Origin of the sequence: Pseudomonas sp. S35 (assembly GCF_009866765.1) — a bacterium.
Taxonomy (GTDB): Bacteria; Pseudomonadota; Gammaproteobacteria; order Pseudomonadales; family Pseudomonadaceae; genus Aquipseudomonas.
On sequence record NZ_CP019431.1, the window covers coordinates 2,815,164 to 2,839,641 of the forward strand.

2 protein-coding genes are annotated in these 24,478 nt (G+C 65.9%); both read left to right on the forward strand.

Features of this window, described 5'->3' with window-relative positions:
- Positions 1–192: 192 nt before the first annotated feature.
- Complete coding sequence (locus tag PspS35_RS12610; protein ID WP_159934912.1) at positions 193–13,098, forward strand: non-ribosomal peptide synthetase; 12,906 nt, start codon at positions 193–195, stop codon at positions 13,096–13,098.
- Complete coding sequence (locus PspS35_RS12615; protein WP_159934914.1) at positions 13,095–24,419, forward strand: non-ribosomal peptide synthetase; 11,325 nt, start codon at positions 13,095–13,097, stop codon at positions 24,417–24,419. Before PspS35_RS12610 ends, PspS35_RS12615 begins: the two co-directional genes overlap by 4 nt.
- The last annotated feature ends 59 nt before the right edge of the window (positions 24,420–24,478 follow it).

The window sequence follows — 24,478 nt, forward strand, 5'->3', positions numbered from 1 at the left end:
TCCCCCTTGTCCCCGCTTCCCATGTCACCCCCCACCCGCCAAATCCCTTAATTTTCCAACCCTACCGCAAGCCTCTCCAGGCCCCCGGCTGTGCCCGCTTTTTTTAACGCGAGGCGCCCAGCGCATCCGATGCAAACGGCAGTTGAAAACGGACTTTCGTCTCCACCGTGACTTACCAGGCAGGTTACCCCCATGCAGTTCAGCGAATTATTGGCAGCGATTTCCACCCACGCGATCCGTCTGCAACGGGAAGACGGCGACCTGATCATCCTTGGCGACGATGAGGCGTTGGATGACGGGCTGTGGGATCAGTTGATCGCCCACAAACCCCAACTGCTGGCGCTGGTGGCGGAGCATGGCGGGGATTGGCTGAGCCCGGCCTACCGTATTACGCCGGACATGTTGCCCTTGGTCAATCTCGAGCAACCGGCCATCGACCGTATCGTCGCGGCCATCCCCGGTGGCGCGGCGAATGTGCAGGATATCTACCCGTTGGCGCCGTTGCAGGAGGGCATGCTGTATCACCACCTCTCGGCCGGGCAGGGCGATCCTTACGTGCTGCATGCGCAGTTTGTGTTCGACAGCCGCACACGCCTGCATGCCTTTGCCGAGGCGCTGCAATGGGTGATCGACCGTCACGATATTTTGCGCTCGTCCATGATCTGGGAGCGTTTGGACGAGCCGCTGCAAGTGGTGTGGCGCAAGGCAACCCTGGCCTGCGAGGAGGCGCATTTCAGCGGTGGCGATGCCCTGGCTCAACTGATCGAATGCTACGACGCCCGCACCTACCGCATGGACCTGGGCCAGGCGCCGTTGCTGCGCCTGGTGTTTGCCGACGATCTCGCCAATCAGCGTGTCGTGGCCATGCTGCTGTTCCACCACACCATCCTCGACCACACCGCGCTGGATGTGGTGCGCCATGAAATCCAGCTGTACCTGGCCGGGCAGCAAGCGCAGGCTGCTGAGCCGGTAGCGTTTCGCAGCTACATCGCCCAAGTGCGGCATGGCGTCAGCGAGCAGGCCCATGAAGCGTTTTTCCGCGAGATGCTGGCGGATATCGATGAGCCGACCCTGCCGTTTGGCTTGCAGGACGTGCAGGGCGATGGCCAGGGGATTGAGGAGGTGCGTACCCCGGTCGACAGCGATCTGGGCCATCGCCTGCGCAGCCTGGCGCGGCCATTGGGTGTCAGCGTGGCGAGCATGATGCACCTGGCGTTGGCGCGGGTATTGGGCGCAGTGTCCGGCCGTGAGGCGGTGGTGTTCGGCACGGTGATGCTCGGTCGCATGGGCGCGGGCGAGGGCGGTGAGCGCGCGCTGGGGATGTTCATCAACACCTTGGCGCTGCGTGTGGATGTGGGCGGGCAGGGCGTGCGCGCCGGGGTCAAGGCCACCCATGAGCGGCTTACCACGTTGCTCAATCATGAGCATGCCTCACTGGCGCTGGCCCAGCGGTGCAGTGGTGTGGCCGCGCCGACGCCGCTGTTCAGCGCGATGCTCAACTATCGCCACAGCGCCGCTACCGACATGGCCGAGGTGATCGAGGTCGCCGAAGGCATCCAGGTGCTAGGCGCCGAGGAGCGCACCAACTACCCGCTGACGGTGAATGTGGATGACTTGGGTGAAGGCTTCGCCCTGACAGTGATGGTGGACGCCTCCATTGGCGCAGCGCGTGTGGCGAGTTACCTGCACACAGCGCTCCATAGCCTGGCCGATGCCCTTGAGCACCGACCGCAGATGCCGCTGAGCGGCCTGAATATCCTGCCTGAGACCGAGCGTCACCACCTGCTGCACAGCCTCAACAATACCCCTCGCACCTACGCCGACACCGCGCTGATCCACCAGCAGGTCGAAGCCCACGCCGCTGCCCACCCTGAAGCCATCGCCCTGCGTTTCGAGCAGCAACGCCTCAGCTATCGCCAACTCAACGAACGCGCCAACCAGGTCGCCCATCGCCTGCTGGCCCAGGGCGTGCGCCCCGACGACCGCGTGGCGATCTGCGTGGAGCGTGGCCCGGAGATGATCATCGGGCTGCTGGGCATCCTCAAGGCCGGCGCGGGTTATGTGCCGATCGACCCGGCGTATCCGCTGGAACGCATCGCCTACACCCTGCAAGACAGCCAACCGCTGGCGGTGCTGGTGCAGGCCAACACCCGCCACCTGGTCGGCGAACTGGCGCAGATTGACCTCAATGGCCTGCGCGGCGAGTCCTTGGTCAACCCGCGTGTCGCGGTCAGCCCGCAACACCTGGCCTATGTGATCTACACCTCCGGCTCCACCGGCCAGCCCAAGGGCGTGATGATCGAACACCGCCAGGTCGCCCGCTTGTTCACCGCCACCGAGCATTGGTTTGGCTTCAACGGCAACGATGTGTGGGCGCTGTTCCATTCCTTCGCGTTCGACTTCTCTGTGTGGGAAATCTGGGGCGCCTTGATGCACGGCGGCCAGTTGCTGATCGTGCCGCAACTGGTCAGCCGCTCGCCGGACGAGTGCTACACGCTGCTGTGCGAAGCCGGCGTGAGCATTTTGAACCAGACGCCCAGCGCGTTCCGCCAGTTGATTGCGGCCCAGGGCAACAGCCCCCAGGCGCATTCCCTGCGCCAGGTGATTTTCGGCGGCGAAGCCCTGGAGCCGGGCATGCTCAAGCCGTGGTACGCCCGTGCGATCAATGCCGGCACGCAACTGGTGAACATGTACGGCATCACCGAAACCACCGTGCACGTGACCTATCGCGCACTGCACGCGGCGGATGCGCACTTGGTGGGCGTGAGCCCGATTGGCGTGCGCATCCCCGACCTGCAACTGTATGTGCTGGACGCGTACCGCGAGCCGGTGCCACTGGGTGTGGTCGGCGAGTTGTACGTCGGCGGCGCCGGCGTGGCGCGGGGGTATCTGAACCGTGCCGAATTGACCGCCGAGCGCTTCCTGATCGACCCGACCACCGGCCAGCGCTTGTATAAGACCGGCGACCTCGGCCGCCTGTTGGCCGATGGCAGCGTGGAATACCTGGGGCGCAACGACGACCAGGTAAAAATCCGTGGTTTTCGCATCGAACTGGGCGAAATCCAGGCGCGCCTCGCCACTGCCCACGGTGTGCGCGACGCGGTGGTCATCGCCCGCGAAGACGCGCCGGGTGACCAGCGCTTGGTGGCTTATGTGATCGCCGAGGGCCACATCAGCGTCGCGGCGCTGCGCGATCACTTGCGCTTGAGCTTGGCCGAGCACATGGTGCCCAGCGCCTTCGTGTTGCTGGACGCCTTCGCGCTGACCGCCAACGGCAAACTCGACCGCAAGGCCTTGCCCGTGCCGGATGCCGACGCGTTGGCGCGGCGTGGCTACGAGGCGCCACACGGCCCCGTCGAAACAGCGATTGCGACGATCTGGCAAGACCTGCTCAAACTCGACCGCGTTGGCCGCGACGACAACTTCTTTGAACTGGGCGGCCATTCCCTGTTGGCGGTCAAGCTGATCGAACGCATGCGCCAGGTCGACCTCAGCGCCGATGTGCGCGTGTTGTTCGGCCAACCCACCCTGGCCGCACTTGCCGCCGCAGTGGGCGGGCAACGGCAAGTACAGGTGCCGGTCAACCGGATCCACGCAGGCAGCGCCGTCATCACCCCGGACATGCTGGCGCTGGTCGATCTCGATCAGGCCGCCATCGACCATATCCTGCAACAGGTGCCCGGTGGCATCGGCAATGTGCAGGACATCTACGGCCTCGCGCCGTTGCAGGCCGGCATTCTGTATCACCACCTGGCAACCACCGACGGCGACCCCTACGTGTTGCAGGTGCAGTTGGGCTTCGACGATCAAGCGGCAGTGGATGCGTTTATCCAGGCGCTGCACAGCGTGATCGAACGCAATGACATCCTGCGCACCGCGATCCTCTGGGAAGGCCTGGACGAACCGGTGCAAGTGGTCTGCCGCCAGGCGCCGTTGGCCGTTGAACGGCTCGAAACCCAACACGTGGACGCCCTGGCTCACCTGCAACAACGCTTCGACCCACGCCACCACCGCCTCGATCTGTCCCGCGCCTCCTTGATGCGCCTGGCCTACGCCGAAGCGCCAGGCGGCTTCGTCGGCATCCTGCTGCTGCACCATATCCTGCTCGACCACACTGCCTTGCAGGTGTTGGTGCAAGAGATGAGCGCCAGCCTGTCCGGGCGCAGCGCGCAACTGCCCGACGCGGTGCAGTACCGCAACTACGTGGCCCAGGCGCGCCTTGGGGTCAGCCAGGCGCAGCATGAAGCGTTCTTTACTGAGATGCTGGGCGATATCGACGAGCCGACCCTGGCCTTCGGCTTGCAGGACGTGCATGGCGACGGCAGCGGCATTGTCGACGCCCATCTGCCGTTGGACGCGGCACTGAGCCAGGGCCTGCGCGAACAGGCCCGGCAATTGGGCGTGAGCACCGCGAGCCTGGTGCACCTGGCCTGGGCACAGGTGCTGGGGCAAGTCTGCGGCCAACCGGACGTGGTGTTCGGCACCGTGCTGCTCGGCCGCATGCAGGGTGGCGAGGGCGCCGACCGGGCGCTGGGTATGTTTATCAACACCTTGCCGCTGCGGGTCAGCGTCGGCGCCGTTGGTGTACAAGCCGCCGTGCGTGCCACCCATGCACGCCTGGCGCAGTTGCTCGGGCATGAGCACGCGCCGTTGTCTCTGGCCCAGCGTTGCAGCGGGGTGCCGGGTTCGTTGCCGTTGTTCGCCACGCTGCTCAACTATCGCCACAGCGCGCCGGACGAAGCGCCGGGTGACAGTCCGTTTGCCGCCTCCGGCATCCAGATCCTGAGTTCCGAAGAGCGCAGCAACTACCCGCTGGTGCTCAACGTCGACGACCTGGGCACAGGTTTCGCGCTGACCGTACAAGGCGTGGCCACCCTGGACGTGCAACGCGTCGGCGATTACATGCTCACCGCTTTGCGCCATCTGGTGACTGCGTTGCAACAGGCACCGACCACGCCCGTGCACGGCGTGTCGATTGTGCCGCCGGCCGAGCGCAACCAATTGCTGGTGGCGTTCAACGCCACCGCCCGCGATTACCCATCGCACCTGACCGTGCACCAGTTATTCGAGGCCCAGGCCCTGGCGCGTCCCGACGCCGTGGCGGCCGTGCACGGCCAACTGTCCTTGAGCTATCGCGATCTCAATCGCCGCGCCAACCGCCTGGCCCATCACCTGATCAACCAGGGCGTGCAACCGGGGGAAAGCGTGGCGATTGCGTTGCCGCGCTGCCTCGACCTGCTGATCTGCCAACTGGCGATCCTCAAGTGCGGCGCCGTGTATGTGCCGCTGGACGTCAACGCGCCACTGGAGCGCCAGGCGTTTATCGTGCAGGACAGCGGTGCGCGGCGCGTGCTCAACACCCTGGCCGACCTCAACCTGGACGCACTGTCGCCGCGCAACCCCGAAGTCGTCCTTTCCTCCGAAAGCGTGGCGTACATCCTCTACACCTCCGGCTCCACGGGCGCGCCCAAGGGTGTGCAAGTGCCGCACCGGGCAATCTCGCGCCTGGTGCTCAACAACGGCTATGCCGCGTTCACCCCGCAGGACCGCGTAGCCTTCGCCTCCAACCCGGCGTTCGATGCCAGCACCCTCGATGTGTGGGCGCCGTTGCTCAATGGTGGCTGCGTGGTGGTGGTCGAGCATGCGGTGCTGCTGTCCCAGGCCGCGTTTGCCGCACTGTTGCAGGAGCAATCCGTCAGCGTGCTTTGGATGACCGCCGGGCTGTTCCACCAGTACGCCGAAGCGCTGCTGCCGGTATTCGCGCAGTTGCGTTACCTGATCGTCGGCGGCGATGTGCTCGACCCGCAGGTGATCGGCCGCGTGCTCCAGCACGGCAAGCCCCAGCACCTGCTCAACGGCTACGGGCCGACGGAAGCCACGACCTTTTCCACCACCTATGAAATCACCCAGGTGGGCGAGGGCAGCATTCCGATAGGCCGGCCAATGGCAAATGCCCAGGCCTACGTGCTGGATGCGCGCCAGCAACTGTTGCCCTTGGGTGCGATCGGCGAGCTGTACATCGGTGGTGCGGGCGTGGCCAAGGGGTACTTGAACCAGCCGCAACTGACTGCCGAAAAATTTATCCCGAACCCGTTTGGCGAGGGCGTGCTGTACCGCACAGGCGACCTGGCGAGCTGGCAGCCCGACGGCACCTTGCTGTACCAGGGGCGCAACGACCTGCAAGTGAAGATTCGCGGCTTTCGCATCGAGCCGGGTGAAATCGAAGCCTGCCTGACGACCTTCGCCGGTGTGAACGACGCCGTGGTGCGGGTGCGTGAGGACGAACCCGGCGACAAGCGCCTGGTGGCCTACTACACCGCTGGCGCGCCGCTGCCGATTGAGGCGTTGCGCGCCCATCTGCAAGGCCAGTTGCCGGACTACATGGTGCCATCGGCGTATGTCTGGCTGGAGCTGCTGCCGCTGACCGCCAACGGCAAGCTGGACCGCAAAGGCCTACCGGTGCCGGATGCAAGCGCGCTGCTCAGCCGTGGTTATGCAGCGCCGGAAGGCGCAGTGGAGCGCCAGCTGGCGCAGATCTGGCAGGACCTGCTCAAGCTCGACCGCGTGGGCCGGCATGACCATTTCTTTGAGTTGGGCGGGCACTCTTTGCTGGCGGTCAGCCTGATCGAACGCATGCGCCAGGCGGGCTTGAGCGCGGATGTGCGGGTGCTGTTCAGCCAGCCAAGCCTGGCCGCGCTGGCCGCGGCGGTGGGCAGTGGGCGGGAGGTGGTGGTGCCGGCCAATGGTATTGCCGCGGGCTGCACCCACATCACGCCAGCGATGCTGACCCTGGTGCAACTCGACCAGGGCGCCATCGACCGCATCATTGCCAACGTCCCCGGTGGTGCGGCGAATGTGCAGGATATCTACCCGCTGGCGCCGTTGCAGGAAGGCATCCTGTACCACCACCTCAGCGCCGAGCAGGGCGACCCGTACCTGCTGCAATCGCGCATGGCCTTCGACAGCCTTGAGCGGTTGCACGGTTTTATGGGCGCGCTGCAACAGGTCGCGGCCCGCCACGACATCCTGCGCACCGGCGTGGTCTGGGAAGGCCTGGACAGCCCGGTGCAGGTGGTCTGGCGCGAGGCGCAGTTGGTGGTGCAGGCGGTCAACCTTGATCCCGCCGACGGCGACATCCTCGAACAACTGCACGCCCGCTTTGATGCGCGGCATTACCGTCTGGACATCACCCAGGCGCCGCTTTTGCGCATGGTCTACGCCCTGGACCCAGTGAATGAACGTGTGGCGGCGATCCTGCTGTTTCACCACCTGGCGCTGGATCACACCGCGATGGATGTGGTGGGCCAGGAGATGGGTGCGTTCCTGTTCAACCGGTCTCAGGACTTGCCCGAGGCTGCGCCGTTTCGCAACTACGTGGCCCAGGCACGCCTGGGTGTGAGCGAGGCGGAACATGAGCAGTTCTTTCGCGAGATGCTCGCCGAGGTGGATGAGCCCACCTTACCCTTCGGCGTGCAGGACGTGCAGGGCGACGGCCGTGATATCCAGGAGGCCGAACACCACCTGGAGGCGGCATTGGCCCGGCGCGTGCGTGAGCAGGCGCGTCGATTCGGCGTGAGCGCGGCGAGCCTGATGCACCTGGCCTGGGCCCAGGTGCTGGGCCGCGTATCCGGGCGTGACGAGGTGGTGTTCGGCACCGTACTGATGGGCCGTATGCAGGCTGGCGATGGCGCGGACCGCGCGCTGGGGATGTTCATCAACACCTTGCCGCTGCGGGTGGACACCGCCGCCAGCGCGGTCGCCGCCGTCAAGGCCACCCATGCACGCTTGAGCGCCTTGCTCGGCCATGAACACGCGTCCCTGGCCCTGGCCCAGCGTTGCAGCGGCGTGCCGGCGGCAACGCCGCTGTTCAGCGCGTTGCTCAACTACCGTCACAGCGACCCCGACGCAATGGCCCGCGACGGCCAGGGGATCTGGGAGGGCGTGCACCTGCTGGGCGGTGAAGAACGCAGCAACTACCCGCTGACCCTGAGCGTCGACGACCTGGGTGACGGCTTCGGCCTGAACGTGCTGGCCTTGCCCCGCATCGGCGCCCAGCGCCTGTGTGCGTACATGGCGAATGCCATCGAGCGCTTGGTCGATAGCCTGGAAGACCCCGCGCATAGCCCGCTCAATCAGCTGGATATTCTCCCCGCCAGCGAACGCGAAACCTTGCTGCGCGAGTTCAACGCCACGGCGGCGGATTTCCCGACCGGCCACACGGTGCATGGCGCCTTTGAAGTCCAGGCCGACCGCCAACCCCACGCCATCGCCGTGGTGCAGGACGGCGAGTCGCTGACGTATCAGCAGCTCAACCAGCGCGCCAACCAACTCGCCCATCAGCTGCTTGCACAGGGTGTGCAGCCGGACGACCGCGTCGCCCTGTGCTGCCGGCGTGGCCCGCAGATGCTGGTGGGGTTACTGGGGATTCTCAAGGCCGGCGCCGGCTACGTACCGATTGACCCGGCCTATCCCGCCGAGCGCATTGCCTACCTGTTGCAGGACAGCGCCCCGGTGGCGGTGCTGGCCGAAGCGAGCACCCGCGACCTGCTGGGCGGCGTCGCCAGCATCGACGTGCATGCAACCTGGCACCACCCTGTCAGCAATCCGCAGCGCGCCGCCTTGACCCCGGCCCACCTGGCCTATGTGATCTACACCTCCGGCTCCACCGGCCAGCCCAAAGGCGTGATGGTGGAACACCGCAGCGTGGAAAACCTGGTGCACTGGCACTGCGAAGCCTTCGGCCTGAGCGCCGTGAGCCACACCAGCAGCGTCGCCGGGTTTGGCTTTGATGCGATGGCCTGGGAGGTCTGGCCGGCGCTGTGCGTGGGCGCCACCCTGCACCTGCCGCCGGCCGACGTAGGCAATGAACACATCGACGCGCTGCTCGCCTGGTGGCTGGCGCAGCCCCTGGACGTGAGCTTCCTGCCCACACCGGTGGCTGAATACGCGTTCAGCCAGGACCTGCATCACCCCACCTTGCGCATCCTGCTGATCGGCGGCGATCGCCTGCGCCAGTTCACCCAGGAGCGGCGCTTTGCGGTGATCAACAACTACGGCCCTACCGAGGCCACGGTGGTCGCCACCTCGGGCCGCGTGCGTGCCGGGCAGGCGCTGCATATCGGTCGACCTATCGCCAATGCCAGCGTCTATGTGCTCGACGCGCAGTTGCGACCGGTGCCGGTGGGGGTTGCCGGTGAACTGTATGTGGGCGGCAGCGGCGTGGCGCGGGGTTACCTGAATCGTGCGGATTTGACTGCCGAACGCTTCCTGCAAGACCCGTTCAAGGCAGGGCGCATGTACCGCACCGGCGACCGAGTGCGCTGGTTGCCCGATGGCAATATCGAGTACCTGGGGCGCAACGATGACCAAGTGAAAATCCGTGGCGTGCGCGTCGAACTGGGCGAAATCGAAAGCCGCCTGGCGGCACTGCCAGGCGTTGGCGAAGCCGTGGTGCTGGTGCGCGACGGCCGCCTGATCGCGTGGTTCACCGCGCAACAGCCGCTGCTGATCGAAAGCCTGCGCGAGCAACTGCAAGCGCACTTGCCGCAGGCCCTGGTTCCGGTGGCCTACGTGAAACTCGACGCGCTGCCCCTGACCGCCAATGGCAAACTCGACCGTCGTGCCTTGCCGGCACCGGATCAGGCCGCGTTGCTGAACCGTGACTACGAAGCACCGCAGGGCGAGGTGGAAACCACCCTGGCCGGGATCTGGGCCGAGGTGCTACAGGTCGAGCAGGTGGGGCGCCACGATCATTTCTTCGAGCTGGGCGGCCATTCGTTACTGGCGGTCAGCCTGATCGAACGTATGCGCCAGGTTGGCCTCAGTGCCGATGTGCGCGTGCTGTTCAGCCAGCCGACCCTGGCCGCGCTGGCGGCGGCGGTGGGCAGTGGGCGTGAAGTGCAGGTGCCCGTCAACCGCATCCCGGTCGACTGCCAGCGCCTGATCCCGGAGCTGTTGGCGCTGGTGCAACTCGACCAATCCACCCTTGACCGAGTGGTCGCCCAGGTGCCCGGCGGCGCGGCCAATGTGCAGGACATCTACCCATTGGCGCCGTTGCAGGAAGGCATTCTCTACCACTACCTCACGGCCGAGCAGGGTGATCCGTACCTGCTGCAATCGCACCTGGCGTTCGACAGCATCGAGCGCCTGCAGGCCTTTGCCCAGGCGCTGCAACAGGTGATCGACCGCCACGACATCCTGCGCACCGGCGTGGTGTGGCAAGGGCTTGTGCAACCGCTGCAAGTGGTGTGGCGCAAGGCTCGGTTGCCCCTTGAACAGCTGCACCTTGAAGGCGATGTACTGGCCGGCCTGCATGCTCGTTTTGATGCGCGGCGCTACCGCCTGGACATCAGTCAGGCGCCGTTGATTCGCCTGGCCTATGCCGAAGATCCGGCCAACCAGCGCGTGGTCGTGGTGCTGCTCTATCACCATATCGCCCTGGACCACACCGCCTTCGACGTGGTGCTGCGGGAAATGCAGGGTTACCTGCTGGGGCACCCGGCGCCGAGCGCTGCACCGATGCCGTACCGCAATTACGTGGCCCAGGCGCGCCTGGGGGTCAGTGAGCAGGAGCACGAAACGTTCTTTCGCGCCATGCTCGGCGATGTCGACGAGCCGACCCTGCCATTCGGCCTGCACGACGTGCGCGGCGACGGCAACGCCATCGAGGAGCACTGCCTGCACCTTGGCAGCGACCTCAACCGCCGCCTGCGTGCCCAGGCGCGTTTGCTTGGGGTGAGCAGCGCCAGTTTGTTCCACCTGGCCTGGGGCCAAGTCCTGGCGGCGACGTCCGGGCGCCACAGCGTGGTGTTCGGCACCGTGCTGGTGGGCCGCCTGCAAGGCGGCGAAGGGGCCGACCGTGCGCTGGGCGTGTTTATCAATACCTTGCCCTTGCGCCTGGATATCGACGATCAGGGCGCCCGCGCGGCGGTGCGTGCCACTCACACCCGGCTCACTGCGTTGCTCGGCCATGAACACGCCTCCCTGGCCCTGGCCCAGCGTTGCAGCGGTGTGGCCGCCCCCGCGCCGTTGTTCAGTTCAATGCTCAACTATCGCCATCGCGGCGCCGCCACCCGTTCCGAGGCCGCGCAACAGGCTTGGGAGGGTATGCAGACCCTAGTCAACGACGGACGCACCAACTACCCGCTGACCCTGAACGTGGATGACCTGGGGGATGGCTATGTGGTGACGGCGTTGGCCCAGGTGGATGCGCAACGGGTCTGCGGGTACATGCAAGTGGCCCTGGCCGGCCTGGTCGAAACCCTGGAGCAGGCACCGGACCAGGCGCTCAATCGCCTGCCGATCCTGGGGGCCGAGGAGCGGCACAAACTATTGGTAGCGTTCAACGCCACCGAGGTGAACTACGACCTCGACCAGACCCTGCACGGGATGTTCGAGGCGCAAGTCCAGCGCACGCCACACGCCATTGCGGTGCAGGCCGGCGAGCAACACCTCACCTACCAACACCTCAATGAGCGGGCCAACCGCCTGGCCCATCATCTGCGCGAACTGGGCGTGCAGCCGGATGCACGGGTGGGGATTTGCCTGGAGCGTGGCCTGGACATGGTCATCGGCCTGTTCGCGATCCTCAAGGCCGGTGGCGGTTATGTGCCGCTGGACCCGGCGTACCCGCTGGAGCGTATCGCCTACATGCTGCACGACAGCGCGCCCGTGGTGGTGCTGGCCGAGGACGCTACCGTGGCCTTGCTGGGGGACGTGCCGCTGCTCAATCTGGACCCGTCCACCTGGCAGCATCAGCCCGCGAGCAACCCCGAGGTCCCTGGCCTGACTGCCCGGCACCAGGCCTACGTGATCTACACCTCCGGCTCCACCGGCCAGCCCAAAGGCGTGATCAACGAGCACGCCGGTGTGGTCAACCGGTTGTTGTGGATGCAGGACGCCTATGGCCTCAAGGCCCATGACGCGGTGTTGCAGAAAACCCCGTTCAGCTTCGACGTGTCGGTGTGGGAGTTCTTCTGGCCGCTGTTCACCGGCGCACGCCTGGTCATGGCGCGTCCCGGTGGGCATAAAGACCCGGCGTACCTGTGCGAGGTGATCGAAGCCGAACAGATCACCACGCTGCACTTTGTGCCGTCGATGCTCGATGTGTTCCTGGCCCATGGCGACGTGACCCAGGCGGCTGGGCTGGCGCGCGTGATGTGCAGCGGCGAAGCGCTGCCGGGCAGCCTGGTGCGGCGCTTCAAAACGCAGTTGCCGGGGATCGGCCTGTACAACCTGTACGGCCCCACCGAAGCCGCGGTGGACGTGACCGCCTGGAACTGCGCACGCCCCGACGTGCCGGACAACACCCCCATCGGCAAGCCCATCGCCAATACGCGCATGTATGTGCTGGATGCCCAGTTGCAGCCGGTGCCACTGGGCGTGGTCGGCGAATTGTTCATCGGCGGCGTGCAGGTGGCGCGGGGTTACCTGAATCGCCCTGAGCTGACCGCCGAGCGTTTCCTTGATGACCCGTTCATCCAGGGGCGGATGTACCGCACCGGCGACCTTGGGCGTTACCTGCCCGACGGCAATATCGAATACCTGGGCCGCAATGATGACCAAGTGAAGATCCGCGGCCTGCGCATCGAACTGGGGGAAATCCAGGCGCGACTGCTTGAGCATCCCCAGGTCAGCGAAGCGGCGGTGGTCGCCCGTGAAGATCGCCTCGTCGCCTACTACACCGGTACGCACACCGAGATCGAGGCACTGCGCGCCCACCTGCTGCAACACCTGCCGGACTTCATGGTGCCCGCGCTGTTCGTGCACCTCGACGCGCTGCCCCTGAGCCCCAACGGCAAACTCGAGCGCAAGGCCCTGCCGGTGCCCGGCCTGCAAGCGCTGAATGTGCGTGAGTACGAAGCGCCCGAAGGCGACACCGAAATCCTGCTGGCCAGCCTGTGGGCCGAGTTGCTCAACGTAGAGCGGGTCGGCCGCCAGGATAATTTCTTTGAATTGGGCGGGCATTCTTTGCTTGCCGTGAGCTTGATCGGGCGCTTGCGCCAGGAAGGCATGGAAGCCGATGTGCGGGCGCTGTTCGAACAGCCGACCCTGGCCGGCTACGCCGCAATGACCGAACGAATGGAGATCGTCCTGTGAGCCTCTTTGAGCTGCTGGCAACCCTGAAAACCAAAGACATCCAACTGGCGCTCAAGGGCGAGCAGTTGTCGGTGCAAGGCAACAAGCAAGCCTTGAGCGACCCGGCGATCCTCGCCGCCTTGCGCGAGCACAAACCGGGGCTGATCGCGCTGATCAAGGCCGGCGAGTATTCGGCGACCAAGGCCGGTGAAGTCGACGTGCCGGCCAATGGCATCGCGGCCGGCGCCGAACACATCACCCCGGCCATGCTGACCCTGTCCAGCCTCAGCCAGGACGACATCGACCACATCGTCGCCACGGTCGACGGCGGCGTGGCGAATATCCAGGACATCTACCCGCTGGCGCCGTTGCAGGAAGGCATCCTGTTCCACCATGTCAGCGCCGAGCAGGGCGACCCGTACGTGATGCAATCGCAGTTCGCGTTCGACAGCCTGGCGCGCTTCGAGGCATTCGCCCAGGCACTGCAAGCGGTGATGGACCGCCATGACATCCTGCGTACCGGCGTGGTCTGGGAAGGCCTGCAACAGCCGTCGCAAGTGGTGTGGCGCACGGCGCGCCTGCCGGTGCAGGCCCTGCAACTGGACCCGGCCAATGGTGAGATCGCCGCCCAACTGCAGGCCTTGTTCGATGCCCGGCACTATCGCCTCGACGTGACCCAGGCGCCGCTGCTGCGCCTGGTGCGTGCCGACGACCCGGTGAATGGGCGTATCGTCGCCACCTTGCTGTTTCACCATATGGCCTTGGACCATAGCGCCCTGGAAGTGGTGTGCCATGAAATGCAGGCGTGCCTGCTGGGGCAGGGCGCGGCGTTGGGCCAGGCGGTGCCGTTTCGCAACTATGTGGCCCAGGCGCGGCTGGGCATCAGCGAGCAGGAACACGAGGGCTTCTTCCGCCAGATGCTCGGCGATATCAGCGAGCCGACCTTGCCATTTGGCTTGCAGGATGTGCAGGGCGATGCGCGCGGTATTGCCGAGCTGAGCCTGCCGCTCGCGCCCACGCTGAGCCGCCGTTTACGCACCCAGGCGCGACAGTTGGGGGTGAGCGCGGCGAGCCTGTTTCACCTGGGCTGGGCACAGGTGCTGGGCGTATTGGCCGGCAAGCAACAGGTGGTGTTCGGCACCGTGCTGATGGGCCGCATGCAAGGCAGCCATGACACTGACCGCGCCTTGGGCATCTTCATCAACACCTTGCCGTTTCGCGTGGACGTAGACGGCCGGGACGTGCGCGCCGGGGTCAAGGCGACTCACGCGCGGCTGACCACTCTGCTGCGTCATGAGCATGCACCGTTGGCCCTGGCTCAGCGTTGCAGCGGGGTGGTCGCGCCGACGCCGTTGTTCAGTGCGCTGCTCAACTATCGCCACAGCGCGCCCGCCGCCAGTGCCGAAGCCGTGTCGGCGTGGCAGGGCATCGCCGCCCTCAGTGCTGAAGAACGCACCAACTACCCGTTGACCTTGAGCGTGGATGACCTGGGCGAAGACTTCGGCCTGAGCCTGCTGGCCAGCACCCAGGTGGACCCGCAGCGCGTCTGCGCCTACCTGCAAACCGCCCTGGAAAACCTGGTGACGGCCCTGGAGCAAGCGCCGGGCACCGCGCTCAACCACGTGCCAGTGGTGCCCGCCGTCGAGCAGCGATTGTTGCTGGAACAGTTCAACGCCACCCAGGTTGATTTTCCCCAGGGCACCACCCTGCACGGGCGCATCGAAGCCCAGGCCGCCCTCACACCCCATGCCATCGCGGCGGTGCAGCTTGAGCACTCACTGACCTACGCCGAACTCAACGGGCAAGCCAACCTGCTGGCCCATCACCTGCTGGCGCTGGGCGTCAAACCCGACGACCGCGTGGCCATCGTCGCCCGCCGTGGCCTGGACACCCTGGCCGGGTTGTTGGCGATCCTCAAAGCCGGCGCCTGCTACGTGCCGGTAGACCCATCCCACCCGGCCGAGCGCCTGGCCTACCTGCTCAGCGACAGCGCCCCGGTGGCGGTGCTGACCCAGCACGCGTTGCTTGAGCGCCTGCCGGAGTTGGACGTGCCGGTGATCAACCTGGACCGCTACACCTGGCAGCACCATGCGGCGAACAATCCCACGGTGGCCGTGACCCCGGCACACCTTGCCTATGTGATCTACACCTCCGGCTCCACCGGTTTGCCCAAAGGCGTGATGGTCGAACACCACACCGTGGCCAACCTGGTGGACTGGCATTGCCGCGCCTTCGACCTGTGCGCCGGGCGCCACACCGCCAGCGTTGCTGGGTTTGGCTTTGACGCTATGGCCTGGGAAGTGTGGCCGGCGCTGTGTGCCGGCGCGACCCTGCACCTGCCACCGGCCCATGACGGCCCCGAAGACATCGACGCGCTGCTGGCCTGGTGGTGCGCGCAGCCGTTGGACGTGTGCTTCCTGCCCACGCCCGTGGCCGAGTACGCCTTCAGCCAGCACATCGAACACCCGACCCTGCGCACTTTGCTGATCGGCGGCGACCGCCTGCGGCAGTTCGGGCGGGCGCAGCGTTTTGAGCTGATCAACAACTATGGGCCGACCGAAGCCACGGTGGTCGCCACGTCCGGCAAGGTCGAGGCCGGGCAGGCGTTGCATATCGGCAAGCCCATCGCCAATGCCACGGTGTATCTGTTGGACGAGCAACTACGCGTGGTGCCGCTGGGCGTGGCGGGCGAGATGTATGTGGGCGGCAAGGGCGTGGCGCGTGGCTACCTGAACCGTCCAGAGCTGAGCGCCGAACGCTTTCTCGACGACCCGTTCAATGCCGGGCGCATGTACCGCACCGGCGACCTGGCGCGCTGGTTGCCCGATGGCAATATCGAGTACCTGGGGCGTAACGACGATCAGGTGAAGATCCGTGGCGTACGCATCGAGCTGGGTGAAATCGAAACCCAGCTCAACCACCTGCCAAGCGTTCAGGAGGCGGTAGTGCTGGTGCGCGAAGAGCGCCTGGTGGCGTACTACACCGAGAACCCGCAACTGGATGCGTTGGCAGTCGGCGATATCCGCGCCCATCTGGTGGCGCACCTGCCGGACTACATGGTGCCGGTCGCCTTCATGAAGCTCGACGCGCTGCCTTTGACCACCAACGGCAAACTCGACCGCAAGGCCTTGCCGGTGCCGGACATGGCCGCCGTGTTTACCCGCGAATACGCGGCGCCCGAGGGCGAGATCGAAAGCAGCCTGGCGCAGATCTGGGCCGATGTGTTGCAGGTCGAACGCGTTGGGCGTCACGACCATTTTTTTGAACTGGGCGGGCACTCGCTGCTGGCCATGCGCATGGTGTCCCAGGTGCGGCAGCGCCTGGGCGTGGAGCTGCTGCTCGGCGACCTGTTTGCCAACGCCGAACTGGCCGCCGTCGCCGACGTGCTGGCCCAGGCCGGTCGCAGCACCTTGCCGGCGATCGTGGCGGCCAACCGCGATGAGCCGGTGCCGTTGTCATTTGCCCAGCAGCGCCTGTGGTTCCTGGCGTTGATGGAAGGCGCCAACACGGCCTACAACATTCCCATTGGCTTGCGCTTGCGTGGGCACTTGCATGTGCAGGCCTTGCAACGGGCGCTGGCGCGGATTGTGGCGCGGCATGAAACCCTGCGCAGTCGCTTCGCCCAGCACGGTGACGATGCCCATGTGCTGATCGTCGCCGCCGACGACGTGCTGCCACTGCAAGTGCAGGACCTGCGCCGCCACCCGCAACCGCAGCAGGCGCTGGATGCGTTGATCCACGGCGAAGCCTCGGCGCCGTTCGACTTGGAGCGCGGCCCGCTGCTGCGTGGGCGCCTAGTGGTGATGGCCGACGAGCACCATGTGCTGTTGCTGACCCTGCACCACATCGTCTCCGACGGCTGGTCGATGGGCGTGCTGACCCGCGAGCTGATGGCGCTGTACCAGGCGTTCAGCCACGGCCAGCCCGACCCGTTGCCGCCGCTGGCGATCCAGTACGGCGACTTCGCCGTGTGGCAGCGCTTGTGGCTCAGCGGCGAAGTGCTACAGCGCCAAAGCAGCTATTGGCAGCAGGCCCTGGCCGGTGCGCCGGCGTTGCTCAGTTTGCCCACCGACCGCCCGCGCCCGGCGCAGCAGGACTACGCCGGCAGCAGCGTGGACATCCGCCTCGACGAGCGCCTTACCGCCGGGCTCAAAGCGTTGAGCCAGCGTCACGGCAGCACGTTGTACATGACCGTACTGACCGCCTGGGCCTCGTTGCTGGCGCGGCTGTCGGGGCAGGCGGATGTGGTGATCGGCTCGCCGGTGGCCAACCGTACGCGCAGTGAGGTGGAAGGGCTGATCGGCCTGTTCGTCAACACCCTGGCGGTGCGCATCGATACCTCGGGCGCGCTGAGCACCGAAGCGTTGCTGGCGCGGGTCAAGGCGCTGACCTTGGCGGCGCAGGCCCATCAGGACTTGCCCTTTGAACAAGTGGTGGAACTCACCCGCCCAGTGCGCAGCCTGGCCCACAGCCCGTTGTTCCAGACGCTGCTGAGCTGGCAGGACAGCAGCGCGCCGACCCTGGCCCTGGGCGACCTGGCCCTGGAAGGGATTGTGGAGAACAGCCACTTTGCCAAGTTCGACCTGTCGCTGAACCTGGGCGAAGTGCAGGGCACGCTTGTCGGCGCGCTGGAGTATGCGGTGGCGTTGTTCGACGAGGCCACCGTGCAGCGTTACGTCGGCTACTTCACCCGCGTGTTGCAGGCCATGGTCGATAACGACCAGGCGGTGCTGGAGCATGCGCCGCTGCTGGACGAGCGCGAGCGCCAGCACCTGTTGTACGACTTCAATGCGACCCAGGTGGATTACAACCTCGACCAGACCTTGCACGGGATGTTCGAGGCCCAGGTGGCACGCACGCCCCACGCGATTGCGCTCAAGGCCGGCGAGCAGCAACTGACTTACGCTGACCTGAACACGCAGGCCAACCAACTGGCCCATCACTTGCTGGAACTGGGCGTACAGGCCGATGCGCGAGTGGCGATCTGCGTGGAGCGAGGCCTGGACATGGTCATCGGCCTGTACGCGATCCTCAAGGCCGGCGCGGCCTATGTGCCGCTGGACCCGGCGTACCCGCTGGAGCGCATCGCCTACATGCTGGAGGACAGCGCGCCTGCCGTCGTGCTGGTCCAGGGCGCCACCCGTGCGCTGGTGGGCGCGGTGCCGGTGGTCGATCTGGACCAACCAAGTTGGCACCAGCAACCTGTGGCTAACCCTGCGGTGCAGGGGGTGAGTGCCTACGTGATCTACACCTCCGGCTCCACCGGGCAGCCCAAGGGCGTGATCAACGACCATGACGGTGTGGTCAACCGCCTGTTGTGGATGCAGGACGAATATGGGCTCACGGCCCAGGACCGGGTCTTGCAGAAAACCCCGTTCAGCTTCGATGTGTCGGTCTGGGAGTTCTTCTGGCCGCTGTTCACCGGAGCCTGCCTGGTGATGGCGCGTCCCGGCGGGCATAAAGACCCGGCGTACCTGTGCGAGGTGATTGAAGCCGAACACATCACCACGCTGCACTTTGTGCCGTCGATGCTCGACGTGTTCCTGGCCCATGGCGACGTGAGCCAGGCGGCGGGGCTGGTGCGCGTGATATGCAGCGGCGAAGCCCTGCCGGGCAGCCTGGTGCGGCGCTTCAAGCAGCAGTTGCCGGGCAGTGAACTGCATAACCTGTATGGCCCGACCGAAGCGGCGGTCGATGTGACCGCGTGGAACTGCACCGGCGCGGTGACGCCGGACAACACGCCGATCGGCAAACCCATCGCCAATACGCGCATGTACCTGCTGGACGCGCAGTTGCAGCCGGTGCCGCTGGGCGTGGTCGGCGAGCTGTTTATTGGCGGTGTGCAGGTGGCGCGGGGTTACTTGAACCGTGCGCAACTGACCGCCGAACGCTTTCTTCAAGACCCCTTTACCAGCGGCCGCCTGTACCGCACCGGCGACGTCGGCCGCTACTTGCCCGATGGAAACATTGAGTACCTGGGGCGCAACGACGACCAGGTGAAAATCCGTGGCCTGCGCATCGAATTGGGCGAGATCCAGGCGCGCCTGACCGAGTGCCCAGCGGTCAGCGAGGCCGCCGTGATCGCCCGCGAACACCGTCTGGTGGCTTACTACACCGGAGCCTTCAGCGACATTGACGTGCTGCGCAGTCATTTGCTGCAGCACCTGCCTGAGTTCATGGTGCCGGCCATCTTCGTCCACCTCGACGCGTTGCCCCTGGGCCCTAACGGCAAGCTCGACCGCAAGGCGCTGCCCGCGCCGGGCCTGGATTCGGTGGCGGTACGCGAATACGAGGCGCCCGAGGGCGATACGGAAATCGCCCTGGCCAGCCTGTGGGCCGAGTTGCTCAAGGTGGAGCGCGTGGGGCGTCACGACAACTTCTTCGAACTGGGCGGGCATTCGTTGCTGGCGGTGAGCCTGATGGGGCGTATGCGCCGCCTGGGGTTGTCGGCGGATGTGAAAGTGCTGTTCGGTCAGCCGACCCTGTCGGCCTTGGCGGCGGCGTTGGGCGGTGGCCGCGAAGTGGCGGTGCCGGCCAATGGCATTGTTGACGGTTGCAGCGTGATCACGCCGGACATGCTGCCCCTGATCGCGCTGGGGCAAGCCGCCATCGACCGTATCGTCGCCGGCATCCCCGGTGGTGCGGCAAATGTGCAGGACATCTACCCGCTGGCGCCGTTGCAGGCCGGCATGCTCTATCACCATCGCGCCGAGCAGGGCGCGGACGCCTATGTGCTGCGGGCGCAGTTTGCCTTTGATTCCATCACGCGCCTGGACGCCTTCGCCCTGGCCTTGCAGGCGGTGATCCAGCGCCACGACATCCTGCGCTCGTCGTTCCACTGGGACGGCCTGGAAGAACCGGTGCAAGTGGTATGGCGCGACGCTTCGCTGCGGGTGGAAAGCGGGCCGTTGCCACACCGCCTCGACCTGTCCCAGGCGCCGTTGATGCGCCTGGTGTGCAGTGAAGAAACCCCGCGTGTGGTGGCGACCTTGCTGTTCCATCACCTGGTCATGGACCACATCGCCCTGGAGATCCTGCAACACGAGATGCAGGCGTTTCTGCTCGGCACTCAACACCGTCTGGGGATGCCTGTGCCGTATCGCAACTACGTGGCGCAGACGTGCTTGGGCGGGGACGATCACGCAGGTTTTTTCCGCGACATGCTCGGCCAGATCGACGAGCCCACTGAAGTGGCCAACCTGGGTCTTGATGAACAGGTCTGCCTGACGATTGATCCCGGATTGAGCCAGCGCCTGCGTACCCAGGCGCGCCAGTCGGGTGTCAGCGCCGCCAGCCTGATGCACTTGGGATGGGCCCAAGTGCTGGGCAAGGTGTCCGGCCGTGAACAGGTGGTGTTCGGCACCGTGATGCTCGGCCGCTTGCAAGGCGGTGAAGGTGCCGAACGGGCCATGGGCGTGTTTATCAACACCTTGCCGTTGCGGGTCGACCTGGGCGAGCACTCGGCCCGTAACGCCGCACGCGCCACCCATGCGCGCCTGAGCCAACTGCTCAGCCATGAACACGCGCCGCTGGCATTGGCCCAGCGTTGCAGCGGTGTGCCGGTGGCCACGCCGCTGTTCAGCGTGCTGTTCAACTATCGGCACAGCGCGCCGCAGGCCGGTGGCGTCGCCGAGGCATGGCAGGGAATTGCACTGCTCAAGGCCGAGGAGCACAGCAACTACGGCCTGTCGATGAGCGTGGATGACCTGGGCGATGGCTTCACCTTGAAAGCCTCGGGGCAGGGCGCCCGACGCCTGTGTGATTACTTGAATGTGGCCCTTGGGCAACTGGTGCAGGCGCTGGAACAGGGCAGCGACATCGCCATCAGCCGCTTGCCGATCCTGCCCGCCGCCGAACAGCACATGTTGCAGATCGGGTTCAACGCCAGCAGCCGTGACTTCCCCCGTGAACACACGGTGCAGCGCCTGTTCGAAGCCCAGGCCCAGGCGCGTCCCGACGCACTGGCCGTGGTGCATGGCGAGCAGCGCGTGAGCTACGGCGAGCTGAATGCCCGCGCCAATTGCCTGGCCCATTACCTGTTGGGCCTGGGCGTGAATCCTGGCGATAACGTGGCGATCCTGCTGCCGCGTTCTGTCGAACTGCTGATCGGTCAACTGGCAGTGTTGAAGTGCGCGGCCGCCTATGTGCCGCTGGACATCAACGCACCCACTGAGCGTCAGGCGTTCATGGTGCAGGACAGCGCTGCTCGCTGGTTGTTGACCCGCAGCGATGCGGTGATCGACTACGCGGTGCAACGCCTGGACCTGGACACCCTGGCCCTCGATCCACAGCCGAGCCATAACCCGGATCTGTCGCAAGCCTCGGACAGCGTGGCGTACATCATGTACACCTCCGGCTCCACCGGTATACCCAAGGGCGTGCTGGTGCCCCATCGCGGCATCACGCGGTTGGTGCTCAACAACGGCTACGCCGACTTCAATGCCAGCGACCGCGTGGCGTTCGCCTCCAACCCGGCGTTCGACGCCAGCACTATGGACGTATGGGGCCCGTTGCTCAACGGTGGGCAGGTGCAGGTCGTCGATCACGCCACCTTGCTCGACCCTGCGGCATTCGGCGCGGCGTTGCGTGGTGCGACGGTGCTGTTCGTTACCACGGCGCTGTTCAACCAGTACGTGCAGCTGATTCCTGACGCGCTGGCCAGTTTGCGTATCTTGCTGTGCGGCGGCGAGCGTGCCGACCCTGCGGCGTTTCGCAGCCTGTTGGCCCAGGCGCCGACGTTGCGCCTGGTGCATTGCTACGGTCCGACGGAAACCACCACCTACGCCACCACCCATGAAGTACGTGCGATGGCCGACGACGCCGACAGCGTGCCAGTGGGGCGGCCTATCTCCAACACCCAGGTGCATGTGCTGGATGCGTACTTGCAACCCGTGCCCCAGGGCGTGACGGGCGAAATCTGCATCGGTGGTGACGGCGTGGCCCTGGGTTATTTGAATCGCCCGGACCTCACCGCCGAAAAGTTTGTGCAAGACCCGTTCAACCCAGGTGCCCTGATGTACCGCACCGGCGACCTCGGCCGCTGGACGGTGGATGGCCTGCTCGAATGCATCGGGCGCAATGACGACCAAGTGAAGATCCGTGGTTTCCGTATCGAGTTGGGAGAGATCGAAGCGCGCCTGATGACCTGCGTGGGGATTCAGGATGCGGTGGTGTTGGCGCGTGAAGATGCGCCGGGGGACAAGCGCTTGGTGGCGTATTTCACCTGGGCCGCCGAACCCGTCGGGATCGACCGCGTACGTGCCCATCTGCACGGGCAATTGCCGGACTACATGCTGCCATCGGCCTATGTGCCGCTGGACCGCTTGCCGCTCACGGCCAACGGCAAGGTCGACCGCAAAGCCTTGCCGGTGCCGGCCCTGGACGCGCTGGTCAGTCGTGTTTTCGAAGCACCGACCGACGCGCTGGAGCAGACGTTGGCGCACCTGTGGGCCGAGGTGCTGAAGCTGGAACAGGTTGGCCGACATGACAGTTTCTTTGAACTGGGCGGGCATTCGCTGTTGGCGATTCGCCTGGTCAACCTGATGGCCGGGGCGGGGCTGGCGGTAAGCCTGGCCGAGCTGTTCCAGCACGCCAGCGTGGCCGCCGTGGCCGCGATGCTGCGCCAGCGTGGGGATGAACCGGTGGGCGACAGCGCAGTGATCACCGTGCGCAGCAGCGGCTCGCAAGCGCCGCTGTTTCTGGTGCATGAGTTCAGCGGCATGGACGTGTACTTCCCGGCGCTGGGCCAGCATCTGCCGGGTGATTACCCGATCTATGGCCTCCCGGGTGTGGCACTCGGTGAGTCGCACCTTGACACCCTGGAAGGGCTGGCTGCGCGGATGGTCGGCCTGATTCGCGGCCTGCAGCCCCATGGCCCGTATCGCCTCGCGGGGTGGTCATTTGGCGGTGTGCTGGCCTATGAAGTGGCGATGCAGTTGCTGGGGCAGGATGAGCCGGTGGCGTTCCTCGGCTTGATCGACAGCTACGTGCCGCGCCTGACCGACCAGGGCAGGGCGCGTTGGAGCGGGCCGGATGCGCTCAAGCGGCATTTGCTGTTGCAGTGCCGCGCCTATTGGAACGCACAGGGAGGCGTGGATGAGCTGGCGAGGATTGAACAGTTGGAGGCGCAGATTGGACAGCTGGACGTTGCAGGTCTGCTGCAACGCTGTCGCGATCAAGGTCTGCTATACGCGCAAATGGCGGCGGCTACGGATGCGGACCTCTTGAGTTTCATCGAGCGGGAAGTCGGGCATGGGCATGCGCTGGCACATTACAGCCTGTTCCCGTTGCCGACTGCGGTGCATCTGTTCAGCGCCCGGGAACGGCCGACCGAGTTGTCGCGGCGCAGTGTGTCGCTGGGTTGGGATGAGGCCCTGGCGCCTGGGCAACTGCGCCAGGTGGAGGTGCCGGGGGATCACCAGAGCATGATGCAGGCGCCGCATATCCGTGCATTGGGTGCGGCGATGACAGAGGCATTGGCGGTGTGTTCAGCGGTGTCGCAGGCGACGCACCAGCCGTTGTTGCGCATCCAGAGCGGCCAGAGCGGGTATGCGCCGGTGTTCTGCGTACCGGGGGCGGGCGACAGCGTCACCGGGTTTGTGGGCTTGAGCGCAGCGCTGGGGCGCGACTGGCCGCTGTTCGGCCTGCAACCGCGAGGGCTGGATGGCGAAGCGGTGCCCCACAGCCAGGTTGAAGCGGCGGCGCGGTGTTATCTGGCCGCGCTGGAGCAGGAGTTTCCAACCGGGCCGGTGCATTTGGTCGGGCATTCGTTTGGCGGTTGGGTCGCGCTGGAGATGGCGCTGCGGTTGCAGGCGGCTGGGCGGGAAGTGGCGTCGTTGACGGTGATCGACAGTCAAGCGCCGGGCGGCGCGGGGCAGCCGTATACGACGACGGCGGCGTTGTTGAGGTTGATCGAGGCAATGCAGTTGGCGGCGGGTAAGTCCCTGGGCATCGACCGCGACGCTTTCGCCGCAAGCGATGAAGTGGCGCAACGCCAAGGCTTGCATACCGGGATGGTTGGGGCCGGGTTATTGCCGTTCCGTGCCAGTGCGGACGCGATGGCGGGGCCGGCGCGCACTTACGCGGTCGCACTGCGTACGGTGTATCGCCCGGCACAACGCTATCGCGGGGTGGTGCGGTTGGTGTTGGCCGAGGATCCGGCGCTGGATGCGGCAGGCAATCAGCGCGAGCAAGGGGGCATGGTGGAGGGCTGGAAGCGCCAGGGCAGTGGGTTGCAGGTTTGGTATGGCTGGGGGAATCATTTCACGTTGCTCAAGGCGCCGAATGTTCAGGGGTTGGCTGCGTGGTGGTTGGAAGGCGTTGCGGTGGAGGTGGTGTCGTGATGGGAAGGCTTGTTGTGTAGATAGCCATGCTCATCGGGGGCAAGTCGAAACGTCGCACC

Bases quoted from the DNA above. Each gene is read 5' to 3' on its own strand.
- PspS35_RS12610 (WP_159934912.1), top strand. From the start codon at position 193: ATGCAGTTCAGCGAATTATTGGCAGCGATTTCCACCCACGCGATCCGT.